Source organism: Arthrobacter sulfonylureivorans (genome assembly GCF_022637435.1).
Taxonomy (GTDB): Bacteria; Actinomycetota; Actinomycetes; order Actinomycetales; family Micrococcaceae; genus Crystallibacter; species Crystallibacter sulfonylureivorans.
On sequence record NZ_CP093326.1, the window covers coordinates 2,012,783 to 2,031,266 of the forward strand.

Annotated in this window: 21 protein-coding genes and 1 pseudogene; 7 read left to right on the forward strand and 15 right to left on the reverse strand. The window is 63.4% G+C overall.

Annotation, left to right across the window (positions count from 1 at the left end; all coding sequences use genetic code 11):
* Positions 1 to 628 precede the first annotated feature (628 nt).
* The 9 genes from MNQ99_RS09425 to MNQ99_RS09465 all read right to left on the reverse strand — a co-directional run bounded on the left by MNQ99_RS09425 (position 629) and on the right by MNQ99_RS09465 (position 7,288).
* A complete protein-coding gene (locus tag MNQ99_RS09425; RefSeq protein WP_241912758.1) occupies positions 629 to 2,080 on the reverse strand; it encodes a multicopper oxidase family protein in 1,452 nt (483 codons plus the stop codon).
* Positions 2,077 to 2,325 carry an SHOCT domain-containing protein gene (locus MNQ99_RS09430; protein WP_241912759.1) on the reverse strand — a complete coding sequence of 83 codons (249 nt, stop codon included), beginning with the start codon at positions 2,323 to 2,325 and terminating at the stop codon, positions 2,077 to 2,079. Before MNQ99_RS09430 ends, MNQ99_RS09425 begins: the two co-directional genes overlap by 4 nt.
* A 387-nt stretch (positions 2,326 to 2,712) precedes the next feature.
* Positions 2,713 to 4,113: an MBL fold metallo-hydrolase gene (locus tag MNQ99_RS09435; protein ID WP_241912760.1), complete on the reverse strand. Its 1,401-nt coding sequence runs from the start codon at positions 4,111 to 4,113 to the stop codon at positions 2,713 to 2,715.
* A 94-nt stretch (positions 4,114 to 4,207) separates the two neighbouring features.
* Positions 4,208 to 4,552, reverse strand: a complete 345-nt coding sequence (locus tag MNQ99_RS09440) for a rhodanese-like domain-containing protein (RefSeq protein ID WP_241912761.1) — start codon at positions 4,550 to 4,552, stop codon at positions 4,208 to 4,210.
* A 70-nt stretch (positions 4,553 to 4,622) separates the two neighbouring features.
* Positions 4,623 to 4,985: a thioredoxin gene (trxA, locus tag MNQ99_RS09445; protein ID WP_241912762.1), complete on the reverse strand. Its 363-nt coding sequence runs from the start codon at positions 4,983 to 4,985 to the stop codon at positions 4,623 to 4,625.
* A gap of 47 nt (positions 4,986 to 5,032) precedes the next feature.
* Positions 5,033 to 5,329 (reverse strand): rhodanese-like domain-containing protein, encoded by a 297-nt coding sequence (locus MNQ99_RS09450; RefSeq protein ID WP_241912763.1) that lies wholly within the window; start codon positions 5,327 to 5,329, stop codon positions 5,033 to 5,035.
* A 33-nt stretch (positions 5,330 to 5,362) separates the two neighbouring features.
* Positions 5,363 to 5,704: a rhodanese-like domain-containing protein gene (locus MNQ99_RS09455; protein WP_241912764.1), complete on the reverse strand. Its 342-nt coding sequence runs from the start codon at positions 5,702 to 5,704 to the stop codon at positions 5,363 to 5,365.
* A gap of 40 nt (positions 5,705 to 5,744) precedes the next feature.
* The gene (locus tag MNQ99_RS09460; RefSeq protein WP_241912765.1) at positions 5,745 to 6,668 is read right to left on the reverse strand and encodes a sulfite exporter TauE/SafE family protein; all 924 of its coding nucleotides are present in this window, start codon (positions 6,666 to 6,668) and stop codon (positions 5,745 to 5,747) included.
* Entirely contained in the window at positions 6,665 to 7,288 is a 624-nt protein-coding gene (locus MNQ99_RS09465; RefSeq protein ID WP_241912766.1) for a rhodanese-like domain-containing protein, read from the reverse strand. Before MNQ99_RS09465 ends, MNQ99_RS09460 begins: the two co-directional genes overlap by 4 nt.
* A gap of 119 nt (positions 7,289 to 7,407) precedes the next feature.
* Here MNQ99_RS09465 and MNQ99_RS09470 point away from each other — a divergent pair, with 119 nt between their 5' ends.
* The 3 genes from MNQ99_RS09470 to MNQ99_RS09480 all read left to right on the forward strand — a co-directional run bounded on the left by MNQ99_RS09470 (position 7,408) and on the right by MNQ99_RS09480 (position 8,505).
* On the forward strand, positions 7,408 to 7,665 hold the full coding sequence (locus MNQ99_RS09470; RefSeq protein WP_056083890.1) for a metal-sensitive transcriptional regulator: 258 nt from the start codon (positions 7,408 to 7,410) through the stop codon (positions 7,663 to 7,665).
* A gap of 33 nt (positions 7,666 to 7,698) precedes the next feature.
* Positions 7,699 to 8,115, forward strand: a complete 417-nt coding sequence (locus tag MNQ99_RS09475; protein ID WP_241912767.1) for a DUF302 domain-containing protein — start codon at positions 7,699 to 7,701, stop codon at positions 8,113 to 8,115.
* A gap of 96 nt (positions 8,116 to 8,211) precedes the next feature.
* The gene (locus tag MNQ99_RS09480; protein ID WP_241912768.1) at positions 8,212 to 8,505 is read left to right on the forward strand and encodes a DsrE family protein; all 294 of its coding nucleotides are present in this window, start codon (positions 8,212 to 8,214) and stop codon (positions 8,503 to 8,505) included.
* 777 nt (positions 8,506 to 9,282) lie between these two features.
* On the opposite strand, the gene MNQ99_RS09485 is transcribed toward MNQ99_RS09480, so the two are convergent.
* On the reverse strand, positions 9,283 to 10,158 hold the full coding sequence (locus MNQ99_RS09485; RefSeq protein WP_241912769.1) for a potassium channel family protein: 876 nt from the start codon (positions 10,156 to 10,158) through the stop codon (positions 9,283 to 9,285).
* Between the two features lie 757 nt (positions 10,159 to 10,915).
* Here MNQ99_RS09485 and MNQ99_RS09490 point away from each other — a divergent pair.
* Entirely contained in the window at positions 10,916 to 12,112 is a 1,197-nt protein-coding gene (locus tag MNQ99_RS09490; protein ID WP_422387528.1) for an IS110 family RNA-guided transposase, read from the forward strand.
* A 312-nt stretch (positions 12,113 to 12,424) separates the two neighbouring features.
* On the opposite strand, the gene MNQ99_RS19255 is transcribed toward MNQ99_RS09490, so the two are convergent.
* Complete coding sequence (locus tag MNQ99_RS19255) at positions 12,425 to 13,189, reverse strand: MBL fold metallo-hydrolase RNA specificity domain-containing protein (RefSeq protein ID WP_338423084.1); 765 nt, start codon at positions 13,187 to 13,189, stop codon at positions 12,425 to 12,427.
* An 82-nt stretch (positions 13,190 to 13,271) separates the two neighbouring features.
* On the reverse strand, positions 13,272 to 13,808 hold the full coding sequence (locus tag MNQ99_RS19260) for an MBL fold metallo-hydrolase (protein ID WP_338423085.1): 537 nt from the start codon (positions 13,806 to 13,808) through the stop codon (positions 13,272 to 13,274).
* Positions 13,809 to 14,179: 371 nt separating this feature from the next.
* Between MNQ99_RS19260 and MNQ99_RS09500 the strand changes: the two genes are divergently transcribed.
* From MNQ99_RS09500 to MNQ99_RS09510, 3 genes are all read left to right on the forward strand, one after another.
* A complete protein-coding gene (locus tag MNQ99_RS09500) occupies positions 14,180 to 14,920 on the forward strand; it encodes a glucose 1-dehydrogenase (RefSeq protein WP_241912771.1) in 741 nt (246 codons plus the stop codon).
* Between the two features lie 629 nt (positions 14,921 to 15,549).
* Entirely contained in the window at positions 15,550 to 15,984 is a 435-nt protein-coding gene (locus tag MNQ99_RS09505) for an Hsp20/alpha crystallin family protein (RefSeq protein ID WP_241912772.1), read from the forward strand.
* A gap of 147 nt (positions 15,985 to 16,131) precedes the next feature.
* Positions 16,132 to 16,464, forward strand: a complete 333-nt coding sequence (locus tag MNQ99_RS09510) for a CU044_2847 family protein (RefSeq protein WP_241912773.1) — start codon at positions 16,132 to 16,134, stop codon at positions 16,462 to 16,464.
* A 320-nt stretch (positions 16,465 to 16,784) separates the two neighbouring features.
* Here the strand turns inward: MNQ99_RS09510 and MNQ99_RS19015 are convergent, their stop codons facing one another.
* From MNQ99_RS19015 to MNQ99_RS09520, 3 genes and pseudogenes are all read right to left on the reverse strand, one after another.
* Positions 16,785 to 17,534 (reverse strand): DNA glycosylase AlkZ-like family protein, encoded by a 750-nt coding sequence (locus MNQ99_RS19015; protein WP_277883528.1) that lies wholly within the window; start codon positions 17,532 to 17,534, stop codon positions 16,785 to 16,787.
* Complete coding sequence (locus tag MNQ99_RS19020; protein ID WP_277883529.1) at positions 17,495 to 17,974, reverse strand: DNA glycosylase AlkZ-like family protein; 480 nt, start codon at positions 17,972 to 17,974, stop codon at positions 17,495 to 17,497. The genes MNQ99_RS19015 and MNQ99_RS19020 overlap by 40 nt, the downstream gene beginning before the upstream one ends.
* Before the next feature lie 77 nt (positions 17,975 to 18,051).
* Positions 18,052 to 18,310, reverse strand: a pseudogene (locus MNQ99_RS09520) (IS110 family transposase); the annotation flags it as partial.
* Positions 18,311 to 18,484: the final 174 nt, after the last annotated feature.

The following is an 18,484-nucleotide window of genomic DNA, read 5'->3' on the forward strand; positions in this document are numbered from 1 at the left end:
CCTTCCATCACCAGATGATGCCGAATGCGTTCCGTGCGCGTTCGGCGACATATCCGGGATCGTCGAGGTAGTCAACGCCGCGCTGTTCAGGTTCGGGGAAGTAGGTCGACTAGCCAGTCAGCCACATTAGGGCGTCGCGCTCGGACCATCCGTTGTCGCGGGCGGCTTGAAAGAGCAGACGGATCGTTTCCTCGGCCTCGGGCACATGCGCCGGCGGTGACTTTGGTGCAGGGCTGGCGGCAGTCTCGTTTTCGGACCATCGTTTGCGGTCCCGATCCTCCTGAGCCGACCGGGCGTAAAATGATCGTGCCAAACAAGGATGGCTTGCGCCAGCTGGTCAGAGTTCCCCGCGGCAGCGGCGTCACGGGCCCGGAGCAGGATTTTCCCGGTGGCCTCGCTGCGGGCGCTCTGCCCCATCCACACCAGCCAAGGCAGCACCTGTTCCGTGGCACCGAGCGGATCCGTGGGGGCTGGAAAGCGTTGAGCAGTTCGGCTGCGAGTTGCCGCGGAGTTGCTTCAGCCATCATTCCTCCAGTGTCTTCCGGGTTTCTCGCTCGACATCAAAAAATGGCGGTGCTTTTGAATCCAAAAGCGCGTCGTTCGGATTGTCATGCTCCACGAGCAATCCTTAGCGGGCTTCAACCACTCCCATCATGCCCTGATCCTCGTGGTCCAGAATGTGACAGTGGAAGACCGCGCGCCCGGGGAAGTCGTCGAATGATACGAGGACTTTCACTTCGTCGAGGGCGGGGATGTTCACGACATCCTGCCATTTGGGGTCCGGGAGGTTTCGGCCGCCTTCCTGGATGACTTGCATGGGCCATACGTGCAGGTGCATGGGATGGTCCATGGGGCTGCCGTTGGACAGGGTCCATTCCTCCACGCTGCCCACGCTGACTGTCTCGTCGATGCGCCCGGCATCGAACGCCTTGTCGTTGATGGTGAACCTCATGCCGCCCGGGCCCATTCCAGGCCCCATTCCCATGGAAAAATCGAACCGTCGGTGGGCGGCCACCGGTTCCTTCCGGAGATCCCTTATTCGTCCGGTGCTTGGGACCGGAGGCAGGACACCGCCCGGCACTCCACTGGTGTCCAGAGACAGCAGGGTTACCGGACCGCTGACTTCGGCCCTGCCGCGGCCCATCATGCCGGACATAGTTCCGCGGTCGTATGAGGCAGCCCGCAGGATCATGGTTCCTTTGACCGCCTCCACCAGCAGATCCGCCCGGTTTCCGGGAGCCAACAGGACTTCAGCCACTTGCGCAGGGGCGGACAGGCGGCGGCCATCAAGGGCCAATATCTGAAGCTGTCCCCCCTCCAAGTGAAGGCGCAGGTAACGCGCCGGGCAGGCATTGATGACGCGCCAACGCTCCCGGTCCCCGAAGGCTGCGGACAGCACCGGCGCGACCTGTCCGTTCACGAGCACAGTCTCCCCTTCTCGGCCCATCATCCGTTCGGCGACTGATGGGGCTCGAAGAGCGCCGGTGCCGGTCAGGCTGATGTCAGAGACGAGGAGGACCCGATCCTGGGTGACCGGAAGGTCTTCCGGGTCGTCCACGATGATTGCCCCATACAGGCCAGCCGCAACCTGATCCGCCACGTTCCCGTGGTGGTGGGGATGGTACCAAAAGGTGCCCGAGGGGTGGTTGGTGGGAAGACCGTACTCATAGTCAAAGGATCCTCCCGGCTCCACGCTGACAAAGGAGTTATCTCCGTTCCCGGCGGGAGAGACGTGCAATCCGTGCACGTGCAGATTAGTGGCTGTGTCGAGGGAATTGACGAGGGCGATCCGGAGCCGATCCCCAGGGCGTAGGCGGAGCGTCGGACCGGGGAGGGTCTTGTTGTAGGCGGCCACAGACGCCTCCCTACCAGCCACGGTGACCTGCGCCGGTGCGGCCTCGAGAAGCAGTTCCAGCAACCGCTCCCGGCTGCCGAGAATCACAGGCTCTTCGAGGCGGCCACCGGTTGCGGGGCGGAACGGTGAAGAGCGGGCCCAGAGCAGCCCTCCGCCTCCGACGGCGATGGCCCCGGTGCCGGCGATGCCGAGGGCCAGGGCCTGCCGACGGCTTACCGGTTTCATTCCCCGGCCTCATCGAGCGTCCGAAGGCCCTCGCGGTACTCCTCTGCAGTCAGATCCCCCCGCGCGTAGCGCTCCGCTAGGATTTCGCGGGCCCGACTGCCTCCGGTAGCGCGCGTCCCGCGGCCCGACACTCCACCACCGACAAGGCGGACCAACAGGATTATGAGCAGGACCAAACCGACGATGAGCAGGATCCAGAAAATCCACATCCAGCCCATGCCTGGCGAGCCGTAGAAACCCATCATGGCCTCACTCCTTGCACTGGCGTCACCGCTGATCACCGCTGCCGCCGAATTTCAGCCCAAAACCGGAGTTATGTCGATCGTAAGCCCAAATCGCGGCCCTGCGCCCGAATGTGGAGAGGATTCCGTAAGAAATGCTGTCCCCGGCGAGCTGGTTTCTCGCTAAGTTCGTGCGCTCCACATTGGCTTAGGGTTGCCATGACGCTACCCAGGAGCAGGCATGAGAACCAGTGTGCCAGACCCGGATTAAACGGTAGAGAAGCAGCGCGTGCGAGGATAACTCCGAAATCGACCTACGGGGCTGCCCGGGCGCGTGGGGACACGCCCTGGCGGAGCACCTAGGCTGCCGGAAGCACCTGCCCGGTCGGCCTTGGCGGTGTCTATGCCTGGTTAGGCCGTGGCGACTGAGTTCTGCTGGGCGGTCCAGGCTGCGTAGCTGCCGTCGAGTTCGACGACGTCGTACCCGGCCCGGCGCAAAGCGCTGGCCGCGACCGAGTTGCGTACCCCGCTCTGGCAGTACGTGACGATGGTGCCTTCGGCAGGCAGTTCGTCCAGGTGCCACATGAGGCGGCCGCCGCTGAGCTGGTGCGAACCGGGGATGTGCCCGGCCGCGTGCTCGGTCTTGTTGCGGACGTCCAAAACCATGGCGGCGTCGAAGCCGCCGAGTTCCTCGGGCTGGATGAGCTTCGGGCTGGTGGTGGGGAGCCCTTCGATGCTGGTGACGTAGCCGGCGACGTTGTCGATGCCGACCCGGACCAGATGGTCCCACATGTCCTGCGCCGTTTCCTGGTCCTTCGCCAGGAGTACGAGGGGGTTCTTGTCGGCCTCGGGGTTCACTACCCAGGTGCCGTAGCTGGCCACGGACTTGCCTGCCGGTACGTTCAGGGAACGGGTTACCGTGCCTTCGTGGACCTCGCTGTTGGGGCGGGTGTCGATGAGGGTCAGGGTGTCCTCGGCTAGGCCTGCAGCGACGGTGCCGGTTGCCAGTTCGGGCAGCGGCGTCCGCTCACCCATCACGACAGGGCCTTCACGGTTTTCCCGCTTCATCCGGCCGAAGTAGGCGTGCGCGTCGGGCTGGCCGTCAAGGAGCTCATCAATGAAGCCCTGCTCGTCATTAGCGGCGAGGTAGGGGCCCCACCAGGAGTAGAGCCGCTCGTAGCCCACGGTGGAGGACGGGATGGCGCCGAGGGCCTTGCCGCAGGCACTGCCAGCGCCGTGGGCCGGGTGGACCTGCACGTAGTCCGGCAGGGTGAGGAACTTGTCCCGCAGGCTCGCGAATAGCTGCTTGGCACCTTCGAAACGAGTGTCGATGCCGCCGGCAGCTTCATCCAGCAGGTCCGGCCGGCCCAGGTCGCCGGAGAAGACGAAGTCACCCGAGAGCAGGTAGCCGGGCTGGTCGCTGAACGCACCGTCCGTTACCAGGAAGGACAGGTGCTCCGGGGTGTGGCCCGGGGTGTGGAGGGCTTGGATGCTGATGTTGCCGATGGTGATCTTGTCGCCGTCGTAGAGGCGTCCACCGTCGAATTCGTACTGCCAGTCCGGTCCGCCCTCGCCGGAGACGTAGATCTTCGCGCCGGTGGCGGCGGCGAGTTCGCGGGTGCCGGAAAGGTAGTCGGCGTGGATGTGGGTTTCGGTGACGGCAACGATCTTCATGCCGTTTTTCTTGGCTAGATCCTGGTACACCGCGATGTCGCGGCGGCCGTCCACAACAACGGCGGTGCCGTTGGCCTGGCAGCCGATCAGATAGCTGGCCTGGGCGAGGTCTTCATCGTAAATACGCTCGATAAGCATCTGGTGCTCTCCTTCAGTTGAAAGGGGGTTGGAAGGGGCTGGTTCTGCATTCAGTATAGATACCCCCGGGGGTATCCTGCAACTAGACTGCGGCCTAGGCCGCTTTTCTGAGGAACAGCTTGTGCAGGAGTCTGCGCAGGCCTGCCGGGGGATGGCCCGGCTGTTGCCGCAACGGGTTTTCCGGGGCTTGTTGATAGGTGACCGGGTGGCCTGCCCGGTACCACTCGGTGATCCCGCCGGCTACGTTGACCGTCTGGTATCCGCGGTCGGTAAGGATCCGTGCGGCCTGGCTGCTGCGTTTTCCTGACCCGCACAGCATATAGATCGTGCTGTTGGGCAGGTCGGCAAGCCGGGAGGGCAATTCTTCGAGCGGGATGTTCAGGCTCCCCGGTACATGCGCGGTGGCATGTTCTTCACGACTCTGCACGTCCACCAGCATTGCGCGGGGGCACACCGTGGCGAGTTCGTCTGCCGTTACAGTGCGGTGCGCATGGTCGCCCGGCACCGCATCACACGTTCTGGGGTCCGGCCTGGGCGCGGAGTTCATTCATGTCCAGGTTCTTGACGGCCTGGATGACTTCTTCCAGGCCGGTGGCGTTGAGGGCTCCGGGCTGGGAGAAGACCAGGGTCTTGTCCTTGAAGGCCATCAGGGTGGGGATGGAGGTGATGCTCGCGGCTGCGGCTAGGGCCTGTTCGGCTTCGGTGTCCACCTTGGCGAAGGTGATGTCCGGGTGCCGCTCTGCCGCCTTGCCGTAGGTGGGGGCGAACATGCGGCACGGGCCGCACCATGCTGCCCAGAAGTCAACGAAGACGATCTCGTTGCTCTCCAGGGTTTCGGCGAAGCTCTGTTCGGTGAGGTCGATGGTTGCCATCGTCTTTCATGTCCTTTCGGGAGTTGTCCTGGGTGGTGGCGGAGGGGTCAGGTGGTGGGGAGGCCGGCTCGGGTCCAGGCGATCATGCCGCCGGCCATGGTGTCCGCCGAGAATCCGGCTCCGTTGAGGGCGTCGGCCACGCGGGCTGAACGGTTGCCGCTGCGGCAGACCGCAATGACGGGTACAGCGGGGTCTAGTTCGGACAGGCGGGCCTGCAGCTGGCCCATGGGGATGTGCAGGGCGCCGGGGATCATTCCGTCCTCGACCTCGAAGTCCTCGCGGACATCGAGGATACGGGCGGTGGTCTGCCGCTGTTCGGCTTCGGTGATGGTGATTTCAGCCATGGGGGTTTTCCTTCAAAATAGTGTGGGCTGTTGTTAGCGGACGGGTTCGCCGGCCGAGCGCCAGGCGCTCATGCCCCCGCGCAGGGAGTAGGCGTCGTAGCCCTGGGCGGCGAGGAGCTTGGCCGCTGAAGCGGAGCGGACCCCGGACTGGCACATGGCTATCACTGCCCGGTTCTTGTTGATACCGGCGGTGCTGGTGTGCAGTCGGTCCAGTGGGATGTGCTTCGCCTGTGAGGCCCGTCCGGAGCGCCATTCCTGGACGGAGCGGACGTCGATCAGCGCTGCGCCTGAGGACAGGAGGTCCTTGGCCTCAGCTACTGAGACCGTTTTGTAGGGCTTGTTGAAGGTTTTTTTCAGGGAGCTGATGAGGCCCATGGTGTTCTCCTTGGTTGGTGGTGGCGGGTTCAGGCGGGGGTTAGGATGTCGCTGCGCCGCCGACCGCTGCGGTTGCGCAGGGTGCCCCCTGCCCCCTGCGGTTGCGCAGGGGGCAGGAGCTGATGAAGAACCAGCAGATGCCGGCGGTGGCTGCCGTGAGGGCTGCGACGCCTGCTGCGATGAACCATTGCAGGTCGGCGGGTGCCTGCTGGATGAGGACGAAGGTGCCCATGGCCAGGACGAACCAGCCGAAGGCTTTGCGCAGCGCTGCCTCGGGGATGCGGCCGGCGAGTTTGGATCCGATGAGCGTGCCCGCGATGGCGGCGGCGGTCACCCCGAGAGTGATGCCCCAGTCGAGCTGGACGGTGGTGAGGTATCCGGCGAGTCCTGCAAAGGACTTCATGGCGATGACCACCAGGGAGGTGCCCACGGCAACGGACATCGGCAGGCCACCGAGCAGTGCAAGGGCCGGGACCACGAGGAATCCGCCGCCCGCGCCGACCAGACCGGTGACGAGCCCGACGACGGCCCCGTCCAGCAGCACCCTGCCCAGGGGCAGTTCATGCTTGACCGGCGCGGCGCCGCCGTCGTTCTTCTTCTTCTTCCGACCTCGCAGCATAGCCACGGAGGTGGCCACCATCATCACCGCGAAGGCGATGAGCAGGATCTGGCCGGGGATGTGCCCGCCCAGGAGGCCGCCGACGAACGCGCCGGCCATACCGGCAGCACCGAAGATCAGGCCGGTCCGCCACATCACCCGGCCGCCGCGAGCATGGCTGAACACGCTCACTGCCGAGGTGACGCCGACGACGAATAGCGAGGCTGCGATGGCTTCCTTGGCCTCGAAGCCCGCCACATAGACCAGGATCGGCACTGTCAGGATCGATCCGCCACCGCCCAGGACGCCGAGCGAGAGCCCGATGACTACCGACAGGGCAACAACCAGGAGCAGGGTGAGGGTCATGATGCCTTGGCCTCGGCATTCATCTCGATGTTGACGGGCAGGGCAAGGATGGCGCTTTCGCGGGTGGGCTCCTTGGCGGCCTTGTTCCACGGCATGGCCGAGATGGCCTGGCCCATGGCGCAGGTGTTGGTGGCTGCAGAGAAGGTCAGTCCGGCCCCGATGACCCCGGCAAGCGTCCGAATCTTCGGGGAGACGAACTTGCCGCCGGCCAGGCCCAGGACCACGAGGGAACCGGCCACCAGGCGGACTTGCCGCTCAAGGTCCCAGCGGTCCTTGCCCTTGACCACGTCCCCGCCGGCAGAGGCGAAGCCGGGTGCGCCACCGGTCAGGACGTAGGCGGTGTCGATGCCCGACTTGGCAAGGCGCTGCCGGGCCTGCTCGGCACGGGCTCCGGACTGGCAGACCAGGACCACGCGGGACCCCAGGCGGGCGGCAAGCTCGTCCGTGTGCTCGGACAGCAGCGGCAGGGGCACGTTGTAGGAGCCGCGGATGTGCATGGACTCGAACTCCGCGGCGGAGCGGACATCGATCACCACGAGGTCCTGGTGCTCTTTGAACCAGGACTGGAGGGTCTCAGGGGCGAGTGCGGTAACAGCGGGTGCCGCGGAAGGGGAAGTCATGATTGGCCTCTCGGAAGGGGTCGGGTGAATACCCCACCGAGTATCACAGATACCCCGGGGGGTAGTCAAACACCCTGGGGGGTATAGAATGGATGCAAGCCTCGATATTGGAGAAACCCGTGGAACTCAATCCCTCAGAACTCACCCCCGTCATCAATCGTCTGAAGCGAGCCCAAGGCCAGCTGGCCGCTGTCACCCGCATGCTTGAAGAAGGCCGGGACTGCAAGGACGTCGTTACCCAGCTCGCCGCCGTATCGAAGGCGCTGGACAGGGCCGGGTTCGCCATCATTGCCACGGGCCTCGAGCAGTGCATCGTCCAGCAGGATGCAACGATGGACAAGAAAGACCTGGAGAAGCTCTTCCTCTCCCTCGCCTAATCAGACCTGCTGTCGCGCAGCCCAAGGAGAACCATGACGTACACCCTCACTACCACCGTCGACCTTCCATGGGCCGAAGCCCTGGACCGCACCCGGGACGCCCTGTCGGCCCAGGGGTTCGGAATCCTCACGGAAATCAACGTCCGCTCCACCTTTGAAACCAAACTTGGTGCTGAAGCGGCGGACGCTGTCGGTGATTACGTCATCCTCGGCGCCTGCAACCCGGCCCTGGCCAGCCGCGCCCTCGCCGCCGAGCCCGAACTCGGCGCGCTCCTGCCCTGCAACGTCGTCGTACGTCAAGGCAAAGACGGGGGAACCACCATCATTGAGGCCATCGATCCGCAGACCATGGTCCAGCTCAGCGCTGCGCCGGCTGTCAAAGAAGTTGCCGACGACGCCGGCAGTCGCCTGCGCAAGGCCCTCGCCGACTTGAGCAAACTAACGGAATGAGTATTGTCCGTCAGTGAAGGCACCCCCTTGGTGCCACAAGGATCAAACGGTCCCGGTCTGCTCATCCATGCAGCAGGTCCGCTGGAGCCGGACACTATGGCCGGTATCCTGCGCAGTTCAGTCAACGCCCGCGCCGCACTCAAGCCCGCAGCGGCCATCGAAGTAGTGGTCCAAGGGCCCGGTGTCCGGCTGCTCGCTGCAGACTCGCCCCTGAGCGAGGCCATAACCCAAGTCCAGGACCTGGGTGTGGAAATTTTTGCCTGTGGAAACAGCATGCGCTCTATAGGACTGGACGCAGAAGTCCTTACCGTCGGCATTGGCACCGTTTCGGCAGCAGTGGCGCACCTGGCGGAGCGCCAGTGGGAGGGCTGGGCCTACGTCAGGCCATGACTGCCCCGCCCGCCTGCCAGCACACTTCGGTCCACCAGTTTGGCAACGATCCGCGAGGGATGCCACCAGTCTGGCCAATGGATTGGTCCTCTCATCTGGTTACTTGTCCGACTGCCGCTCTTTGACAGGTGGTAAATGCCGAGCATAGGCAGCAAACCCGAGCGTCACCGGGCCGTAACGACATGCGGGACATCACCGACACGGCAGCCGCATGGGACGAGGAAGCGGAAATGGCTCTGAAAGGTGCGACCCACCGACTGCCCCAGGTGCTGGCCGAGCTCGGGCCACTGGGCATCACATGGATGCGGCGGCCAACGAGGCGGTTGTCGGGCTGGGGGAGTGCCGGGCCATTCCTCGCCGAAATCGGGCATCCCCATGCTGGTGGTGCCCACAAATGAATACGGTGCGATCGCTGAAGCGGCACCCGCCGTCGTCCGGGCAGAGCCAACGCACCGCTAGTCGCCGACGCCGCACCGTTCCATGTCCGATTGCATGGCAACGGCGTCCGCCGCGCTTTGCTGGTTCCTTCTAACGGGCTTCAACGACCCGCATCATGCCCAGATCCTCGCGCACGACTGCACCACCTGACCACTGAAGCGGCGCGTTGCCAGCGCTCGGAAAGTCATCATCTCTCCGACCATAGAAGCGTGCGGCCGTCCCGCTTGCCCATACGGTTTCCCAGCAGATCCTGTAGATTCCAAACCCAGGAGCAATGTGCACTGTCCAGTCCGTGATGCTTGCCTAGTCAACAGCGGGTTTGCAGGAGCGGAAATCGTCCTAGCTTGCCGTTCCGCCCGGCTTCCGGCGGTGCCTGTGGCGCGTTTCGTAGCTTTGAAATACCGCTGAGGAGGTTTGGCCGACATGGCCAAATTTTCCGCGGAGGACGTCGGCCAGATCTTCCAGGGCTGCATGCAGCATCCGGCCGGCGAAGCGCAGGTCAGGGTTGGTGTTTTCCTGGGCTTCGGAGGCGAGCTGTTGTGCATAGGCTAGGGTGGCCGGCAGCGATCCTCTGTGTTGTGCTTCGTGAAAGTAGTACGTCTCGTTGAATGCCAGCAGGTCCATGCTGACAGTGGCTACACTCCTGGCGAACGATTCAAGCAGTGCAGCGGCATGTCCGGGCGTCAGGGCGGACATGCCCTGCGCGCCGGTGGCCTGTCGGAACAGGTTCAGTTCGTGGGCAAGAGCGCGGCGGCGGCTCAGTGCGGGATATGTTTGCAAGATCCAGGAGACCGTGGCTGTGAGCAACCCGAAGCCGGTGACGGCCTGCGCTGCAGTCACCAGGCGAAGCGAGGGGGCCGCCGGAACGATTTCACCGTAGCCAACCGTGGACAGGCTGACCATCGAGATGTAAAGGGCTTCGCCGAGGTCCCCACGTCGGGGGATGCCGTCTGCATAGACAAACCCGTCCGGTAAGTGTGGAAGGTACACCAGAGCCCACCCCATGATGGATAACGACGCCCATGCCCCGATCACGGCTGCCATGGCGACGGGGGCCGCAACGGTGACGGCGCGGCCGGCGAACTGTCGGGACAGCAGCCACAATGCGCGCATGATCATTCTGCAAACTGGACCCGCACCCTGGGGATAGAGGAGTGTATGAAAGACATCGGTGGCCATCAATAGAATCAGTCCCACACCGATGACGGTCAGCATAATGTCTGGGAATTCCATGCTTCACCTTACGTTCGGGTCGGTCTGATTCCGGCACAGCCTACGAGCGCAGTTCGCCGCCAATTATGAGCCCTTCCACAATTACCTCCGGATTCCTCCATGCCGCCGAACAGCACAGCCGTTATTGCCACCGAATCCAGATACCTGGGCAGCCTCCCGGGAAGTGACGCCCAGTCGATCGCCGCGCCGCCCCATCGACAGGGCAGCCTCCATGCTCAGTTGCAGGTCTGTCGGGAGCAGCAGTGCGAAGGCATAGAACCGCAACGGCACCGCCAGGCCTCGATGGACCGCACCCATTCCCGCAAAGATCGCAGGTGAACCCCAGCATTACCGCGGCTGCTATTGCCGGGCCAAACCCTCCGGCCACGACGGGCACAAAGAACACCGCCGCGCCCCTTCAGCGAAGCCAAAGACCACAACGACCACGACATCGCCTAGGCCAGCGCGACAACCGGCAACCGGATGGGCGCGCCCCCTGTCCCGTTACCTTCTTTGTGGGCCCTGAATAGGTAAGAATCAGGGTTGCTGGCCTGTCGGCCCCGGCATGGTTTGTGCCCCCAGTCGTTGATGATCCGGGGGTGTTGTCACCGGGGTCCGATAGGCGCCAGAGGATCGCTGATGGGGACAAGACCAGCCGAAGCTTTGACCATGGCAGGTCGGCCGTAACGTGGATGCCGAGCTCTGCCGCCGCAGGACAAGCCAGCACTGTCATCACAACGGAGTGCCTGGAGGAAGCGTGATCAAAGACCACCACCTCGTCGACGTTTTTATCGGCGTCGACGTCGGCAAAAGCAACCACCACGCGGTCGCGCTCGACCGCAACGGCAAGAAACTGCTGGACAAGGCGCTGCCCCAGGACGAGGCGGAACTGCGCGGCATCATCGCCTCCCTCACGCGGCACGGAACCCTGCTCCTGGTGGTCGACCAGCCGGCCACAATCGGTGCCCTGCCGATCGCCGTGGCCCAGGCCGAAGGCATCCTGGTCGGTTACCTGCCCGGCCTGGCGATGCGCCGCATCGCGGACCTGCACCCGGGCGAGGCCAAGACCGACGCCCGGGACGCGGCGATCATCGCCGAAGCGGCCCGGACCATGCCCCACACCCTGCGCGCCATCGCCCTAGCCGATGAACAGGCCGCGGAACTCTCAATGCTCTGCGGCTTCGACGACGACCTGGCCAAGCAGGCAACGGCTGCCTCCAACCGGATCCGGGGACTGCTGACCCAGATCCACCCTGCGTTGGAACGGGCGATCGGACCCCACCTGGACCACCGGGCGATGGCCGAGCTACTGGTCAGGTACCCGACCCCGGACGCCCAGCGAAAGGCAGGTCAGACCCGCGTGGCCGTGCTGCTGCGCAAGTTCGCGCCGCGGGCCGGCAAGCGCTGGGCGGCCGAGGTGTTCACCGCCCTCGGCGAGCAGACCGTGGTGGTATCCGGCACCGGCGCCGCCGGCATCGTATTGCCGCAGCTCGCCGCGCAACTGGTGCAGCTGCGCACCTCCCGCGCCAAGATTCTGGCCAGGGTCGAAGAACTCGTGGAGGCCCACCCTCTTCACCTCGTCCTGACATCCATGCCGGCGGTCGGCGTCAGGACGGAAGCACGGATCATCACCGAGATCGTCGGCAAGGAATTCGCCTCCGCAGGACATCTGGCCTCCTACTCCGGATTCGCACCGGTGACTTGGAGATCGGGCACTTCCATCCGCGGCGATCATTCGTCGAGGAAGGGCAACAAAGTCCTCAAACGCGCCCTCTTCCTCTCCGCCTTCGCAGCGCTGAAGGACCCGGTTTCACGCGCCTACTACGACCGGAAACGCGCCGAGGGTAAACGCCACAACCAAGCTTTGATCGCTTTGGCCAGACGCCGTTGTGATGTCCTCTTCGCCATGCTCCGAGACATGACCCTCTACGAACCACCCCAACTCAGGGCAGCCTGACCCCTTGACGAAGAACATAGGGACACCCCCCCAAACACGGAAGAAGCCAGCCTGACGGGCTGATGCGGTGGCGCGTTCCTAGATACTTGACCATGGTTGTCCTCAGATGAGGTTGATTGCGGCAGTTGGCTCTTCACTACGGGCTCTGGCCGCCGCCGGAAGCCAGCCTTATCCTTTGCCGGGTGGCCTTCTGGCCGTGGCGGGGCACTGGCTATGGCACACTCCAAGACCGACTATCGCTCAGGCGGATGGGACGGCAGGTGGGGGAGACCGCCCCGGTTCTGCCAGTAGTGCGAGCGTCTCTTCCTGTCACTAGCGGGGATAGTCGAGATGGACGCTTTCACGATATTCGGGTACGCGGGCAGGCCAGCCAAGTTCATGTTTTATCAAGACGCGGAGCGCGTCGGATGAATCGGGCTCTCCGTGGATAATGTAAGTCATTGTCGGCGCGCTGGGGGCCGGGCGCATCCAGCTAAGCAGTTCCGTCGAGTCTGCGTGGGCCGAGAGGCTGCCGAGCTGGATGACCTCTGCCCGGATCCTTACATTCTGGCCATAGATCCGCAGTACATTCTCGCCAGAGGCAAGTGAAGCGCCCCGGGTCCCGCCGACCTGGTAACCGCTGAGGACGACAGCATTTCTCGGGTCCAGGCCATAGGTCTCGAGGTGGTGCAAGATTCGGCCACCGCTGAGCATGCCGCTGGCGGAGATGATGATCATGGGACCGCCCCTCGGGTCGAGCAGTTTTGAATCATCTACGCTCCTGGTGGGCGTAGCCAGACGGTACATGACGTCGAATTCTTCCGGCCGGAGCCTGTGCTCCTCGGGGTGGCGCTTGTACATTTCGGACGCATCGATGGCCATGGGGCTGTTCAGGTACACGGGAATATCAGGTATACCGCCTTTGCGGCGGAGCCGAGAAAGGTGCAGCAGCACGTTTTCCGCCCGTCCTACCGCAAAGGAAGCGATCATGACAACGCCCCCCCTCTTGGCTACTCGCGTGACAATTTCACCGAGTTCCTGTTCGGGGTCGGTCGTCGGGTGGGTACGGTTTCCGTATGTGGATTCAACCACGAGCACGTCTACAGCACCCAGTGCCCGGGGTGGCCGCATCAACGGGTCATTGGGGCGGCCGAGATCTCCGGTGAAGTGCACAGACCGCTCAACAGCGGTGAGGAGGATCTGAGCGGCTCCCAGAATGTGCCCGGCGCATGAAGGTTGCTTTAAGGCCTTCGCCGAGGGGGATAGGGGAGCCGAAGTCCCAGCTCCGGAAGTTGTTCAGCGACTTCACCGCGTCAGCTGCTGTGTAGAGGGGGTTGCGGGATGGTGCCTGGTGGATCCCATCCTGTTGGCGTGTTTGGCCTCTTCTTCCTGGAGGCAGCCGCTGTCCGGAAGGAGCAGCCTGCACAAATCCGCAGTGCCGGGGGTGGCATAGACCGGCCCGCTGAAACCGTCGCGGACCGGCGCCCGGAATGTAACCGTTGTGATCCAGATGGGCATGCGTGAGAATTACCGCGTCGAGAGCCCTTGGTGGAACATGGAACCGGGTGCGGTTACGGTCTCGGATCCGTTTATAGCCTTGGAAGAGTCCGCGGTCGATCAGAACGCGCCTGCCCCGTGCCTCGATCAAGTACCTGGAACCGGTCATCGTGTCGGTAGCGCCCAGGAAGCGCAGACGTGGGGGACGATGATCTTTCATGGTGCTCCTGATGACTCCGGATTGATTCACCGGTTTCCGGGATAGCGGCCCACGGCAGGAGACGGAGGAGCAGCCCGTGTGCCTGACAGGTTACTCCGAGCGTTGAGTTTTCTCCGCTCAAACGAGGTCGCTTGCTGCAGCCAGGATGTCGAAGGGCGTGATTGTGCCGGCACGCCATGCCGGCGACCCACGTGTATCAGTGCCGTCGGCCGTGGCCGGAACCGCTAAAGGACATCCGCTGTGCCGGTCCCGCAGGGACGCGGCCGGGTGCTTGCAGCGGCTCGCGCCGGAAGGATTTGGTTGACCGGAGGTCTCGCGGAGCACGGCCTCCGGAAGGATACTTAGTGGAGCAGCTAGACAAAGGAGCGGTCATGAGCCGGGTGAATGGAAAAGTCGCTCTTGTCACCGGTGGCGCACAGGGGATAGGTGCTGCGATCGGTGCAAAGCTGGCGGCGGAAGGTGCACAAGTCGTGCTCGGCGACATTCTGGATCCAGCGGAGTTTGAAGTGAAGGAGGAGGTGGGCGCGTGCCTGCGTTTCGACGTCACCAGCAGCGGAGACTGGAACAGCGCAGTGCGGGAAACGGTGAAGCGTTTTGGTGGACTGGACATACTCGTCAACAATGCCGGCATCGTGAACTTCGGGGCGATCGGGGAATACTCCCGACAACAGTGGGATGCCGTCATCGCCGTGAACCTTACCGGAGTTTTTCTAGGGATGACCGCGGTTGTCCCGGCGCTCAAAGAGCGTCGCGGCGGGTCGATCATCAACATCTCATCGATAGCCGGACTCCGCGGTTATGAACAGCTTCCGGGCTACACAGCATCAAAGTTCGGGGTCTGCGGTCTGACCAAAGCTGCCGCGCTCGATCTGGGCCGGGACCGAATCCGCGTCAATTCAGTGCATCCGGGATTCATCGTGACGCCCATGACGGAATCACTCACACCGAATACGTCACATGTAGCCCTGGGCCGGGTAGGCCAGCCGGAAGAAGTGGCTGACCTCGTGCTCTATCTCGCCAGCGATGAATCTACGTTTGTTACCGGGGCCGAATTCGTCATTGACGGCGGTGAAACCGCTGGCATGGCACATAACCCGGTACTCGAAACGTGAATTCTACGCAGTAGCGGGGAACCGGCACTGCCGGGCGGATTAGACGCAAAACCATGGCTAACATTAACAAGCTTGGGGGAAGCCGCATGAGCCGCGTGCACCATGAACCCCGTTGGCCTCGGCCGTGGTCACCGACATCGGCGGCTTAAGCCAACAACTCCATCGTGGCCCGCGAACGGCTTCCCCGCAGTGCTCGGCACCGGAGCGGCCACTCGGCGCCTGATCAGCGGCCGGCGGATCCACGACGACAGCGACGTTAGCACGGTCAATATTGAATCCCCGCGGTTCGATACTTCCATCCCATTGGCGCTATTACCGCTACGCGGGGGAGCGTCAGCTGGGGCGCTGCTTGACCTGTGCGATTGCCTGCACCGATATTGCTGATGTGAATATTTGCCAAGTGGGCAGGGCAACAGGGTTTCGAGGAGAGTGCTACGTTTAGCCGCAGCAATTCTACCCGGCTGATGGATGAGGGAATACGATGCTCTCGTGTCGCAATACCGGCCGCTCTCTGCACATTGCAGCGGGGCGATGGGGTGCTCGCCACCGCGGGAAGGCGTTTTAGGGAGCGCGGGAACACTTGCGTCGACGTGGTCGGCAATCCGCTGGCCCCTGCCACAGGAGGAAAAATGAGTGATCTGCTGAGATGGTCGCCGTTCGAGCGTCACTCACCCTTTAACATGATGGGACCGTTCCGCCGAATGTTCGAAGGCGAATCGGAGCATTCCATGATCCGGGTAGAAGAGGAGGTCAAGGAAGATGTTCTGACGGTCCGCGCGGAGCTTCCGGGCATTGATCCTGAGGAAGACGTGGAGATTACGCTCTCCGAGGGCCAGCTGGAAATTAGCGCCCAACGACGCGAGAAGACCGAGCAGAAGGACAAGGGTAACTACCGCTCCGAGTTCCGCTACGGATCATTCTCCCGCTTGATCCCCTTGCCTAAGGGAATCAAGCAGGAGGAAATCACCGCCACCTACAAGGACGGCGTGCTCGAAGTCAAGGCTCCGGTCCCCCAAGCAGAGGCGGAGCGCCCCCATCAGAAAATCCAGATCACGCATGATTGATCCGGTCGCATCCGTCCCGCGCCGTCGGTGGGGGAGCCCATCAGACGTTAGCCCAGAAGTGGCGTCCTACCGCATCGTTTAGAGCGGCAATGGGTGCGGAAACGTCCTCGAGAACATGTGCACGTGCTGTGCAGGAAGGGGAGCCACATGAGTGAGGTGCTTCGTTACGAATTGGGGTCCGGCTCCGTGCTGGTCGAGGTAGACGAGGACAGCTACGGTGTGGATCACCCATTGCGAAACGAGCAAGGGATTGTGGATGCAGGCCGCCGCCTCGAAGATGCCCTGACTGCTGTGCGCCCGGCTGCTGCCGCGGCGGTCGAAGCGTTGGCTGAACTGGCGCCGGAACACATGGAAATACAGTTCGGTGTAAAGCTGTCCGGTGCCGCCGGAGCAATCATCGCCAGGAACAGCGCCGACAGCCATTTCATTGTTCGAATGGCTTGGTCCGCGGGGAGTGTTCCCGGACCTGATGAAGAATAAGCCGGTGCCGTCAACACAGTCTTTGCACCCTCATGCCGGTAGCGGCGCAGAGTCGTCGCTCGACGTTCTTCTGCCAGGGACTCCGGGACTGGCAAGAGAAGCCAGCGCAAGAAGCCAGCGCAGAGGTGGCTGTATCCGGGAGGCATCCATGGGAAGTCCGCGTGAATTTTCACGCTTCTTGCGGGAACTTGAGCATGCTCGGAGACTGCAGCCTGTGTGAGTGCTTAGGTTCGATCGAACGTGCAGCTGTTCGTCCTGAGGCCTCATCTGGATGCATTTCAGTCAAACTCATTCGAGCAGGTGAATCATGGTAGGAAGCGTCACTGGGAGTCGAACACGACATCCGCGGACAATGCGCCCCGCAACCGTGCGACTTGCTGCGCTTCGTCCTGAAGCAGCTTCTTGTCACGCGCTGAAGCCGAGTCGAAGGTCGTGACGGTGACGGTCAGTTTCCGGCCGCTCTTGCGTGGCCGCCACGTACCGGTGATCTTGCCGCCTAAGAGGATCGCGCCCGGTTCGCCGACGGTCTTCCACAGTCTCCGGTGACGCCTCTTGTCGACGATTGTCTCGCGGTCGCGCATTTGCGTGTATGGGTCGTGGGGTGGGAGCAGACGTACTCCTTCGGGTTGCGGTGCGGATCGCAGCGCGTCGAGGTCCTCGGTGAGGATCCACGATGTGCCTCCGAACTCGATAGGCGTCAGTTCCTCCTGGATCAGGTTCCACCAGGGGCCGGTGTCGCCGGGATTGACTCCCAGCCACGCAGCGAAGTCGACTCGCGTGGATGGTGCGTAGCGGCGCAGGTAGCGGCGAAGCAGTTCGGCACGTGCGACGTCGGGGTCGATATCCGGAATAGCGTGGCCCAGCCACTCCTCGACCAGGACGAAAGGTGACTGGTTTCCCGTGCGGGGGGCGAAGCAGATCTTCCGTTGCAAGGTGAGTATCCGAATGCAGAAGTGCACCACACCTTCGCCGAGCGGCTGGTTAGGTGCGTAGGGTCCTTCTCCTTCCCAAATGCTGCGCTGTCGTGTCGTCAGTCGGCGGGCAATACGTCGGGCGAGCTCCTGTCCCAATTCATTGATGGCGAGTCTAGGCCGGACAGGACCGTGTGAATCTCGTCGCCACACAACTCGACCGCCTCCGTAAGGCTGATTTCGAGTTCGGCGATCGTCTGCTCCACGCCGGGAATGAAGTGGCGCATCGCCTCCTCGGTCGGGGGCGACACCCCGGTGGTAAACACCGGTGCGTCGGCTGCCGGGAAGAAGAATGGCGAGCCACGCATACACCACGTCTGCATAAGGCTCTTGTCTTCAGCGATCGCTGCCGCCAGTCGTTCCTGCGTGATGTCCCGGACCCTGGCATGAAGGGCCAGCAGCGCCGACCCGGGCGGGCTGTTCTGAATTCCGCACCGGCCTGCCGCTTCGAGCAGTCCGTCACCACCCAAGCGTTTCGTGAGGTTGTGAGCGTTGAGCCGAAACGCAACGACTTTGCTCGCCGATACCTTCTCAGCCACATGGGCACCTTATCGCTTTCCGGTTTGATGGAGTACCGCGCAAAGGCGCTTGAGCGACGAATATCCATCACCACGACGGCCAGGTCGTCATCGAAGCCGCGGAGCATCGAAAATTCTGCCGTCTGCTCGTCGGTGACCGGGATCGAGTGCATCGTGTGCGGCATGGTCCGGGCAGCCTCGGCGATGATGGCCGCGCCCCGGCGTCGGTCTTGACTCGCCCGGATGCAGGTCAGCGATGCGGCGCATCGCCAGCCCGGGCAGATAACCGACCATGACGCCTTCGGTCTGGGCCACGGCGACCGGAAGCGCGCCGATGGTCACAGGTTGATCCACGATGGCTTGGAGGCAGTGAAGGAGTCTGACTCGACATCTGAGTGGCATTCTCATCCCTGTCGGATGCTGCCGGAGCCGGGTTTTAATGTGAGAACTCCGGGTTCTCGTTCCTGGTCGAGACGTTGGCCGGCAGCAAGGCCCCCCGGAATTCAACCTACGTTCCGACGGGGGCTCCAC

Excerpts from the sequence above, each read along its gene's own strand:
- MNQ99_RS09450 (WP_241912763.1), bottom strand. The coding sequence starts at position 5,329 with ATGGCTGAAATCACCATCACCGAAGCCGAACAGCGGCAGACCACCGCC.
- MNQ99_RS19260 (WP_338423085.1), bottom strand. The coding sequence starts at position 13,808 with ATGAAAGATCATCGTCCCCCACGTCTGCGCTTCCTGGGCGCTACCGAC.
- MNQ99_RS09455 (WP_241912764.1), bottom strand. The coding sequence starts at position 5,704 with ATGGGCCTCATCAGCTCCCTGAAAAAAACCTTCAACAAGCCCTACAAA.
- MNQ99_RS09425 (WP_241912758.1), bottom strand. The coding sequence starts at position 2,080 with ATGAAACCGGTAAGCCGTCGGCAGGCCCTGGCCCTCGGCATCGCCGGC.
- MNQ99_RS09435 (WP_241912760.1), bottom strand. The coding sequence starts at position 4,113 with ATGCTTATCGAGCGTATTTACGATGAAGACCTCGCCCAGGCCAGCTAT.
- MNQ99_RS09460 (WP_241912765.1), bottom strand. The coding sequence starts at position 6,668 with ATGACCCTCACCCTGCTCCTGGTTGTTGCCCTGTCGGTAGTCATCGGG.
- MNQ99_RS09500 (WP_241912771.1), top strand. The coding sequence starts at position 14,180 with ATGAGCCGGGTGAATGGAAAAGTCGCTCTTGTCACCGGTGGCGCACAG.
- MNQ99_RS09480 (WP_241912768.1), top strand. The coding sequence starts at position 8,212 with ATGGCCGGTATCCTGCGCAGTTCAGTCAACGCCCGCGCCGCACTCAAG.
- MNQ99_RS09475 (WP_241912767.1), top strand. The coding sequence starts at position 7,699 with ATGACGTACACCCTCACTACCACCGTCGACCTTCCATGGGCCGAAGCC.
- MNQ99_RS09440 (WP_241912761.1), bottom strand. The coding sequence starts at position 4,552 with ATGCTGGTGGACGTGCAGAGTCGTGAAGAACATGCCACCGCGCATGTA.
- MNQ99_RS09485 (WP_241912769.1), bottom strand. The coding sequence starts at position 10,158 with ATGCTGACCGTCATCGGTGTGGGACTGATTCTATTGATGGCCACCGAT.
- trxA (WP_241912762.1), bottom strand. The coding sequence starts at position 4,985 with ATGGCAACCATCGACCTCACCGAACAGAGCTTCGCCGAAACCCTGGAG.
- MNQ99_RS09430 (WP_241912759.1), bottom strand. The coding sequence starts at position 2,325 with ATGATGGGTTTCTACGGCTCGCCAGGCATGGGCTGGATGTGGATTTTC.
- MNQ99_RS09510 (WP_241912773.1), top strand. The coding sequence starts at position 16,132 with ATGAGTGAGGTGCTTCGTTACGAATTGGGGTCCGGCTCCGTGCTGGTC.
- MNQ99_RS09465 (WP_241912766.1), bottom strand. The coding sequence starts at position 7,288 with ATGACTTCCCCTTCCGCGGCACCCGCTGTTACCGCACTCGCCCCTGAG.
- MNQ99_RS09505 (WP_241912772.1), top strand. The coding sequence starts at position 15,550 with ATGAGTGATCTGCTGAGATGGTCGCCGTTCGAGCGTCACTCACCCTTT.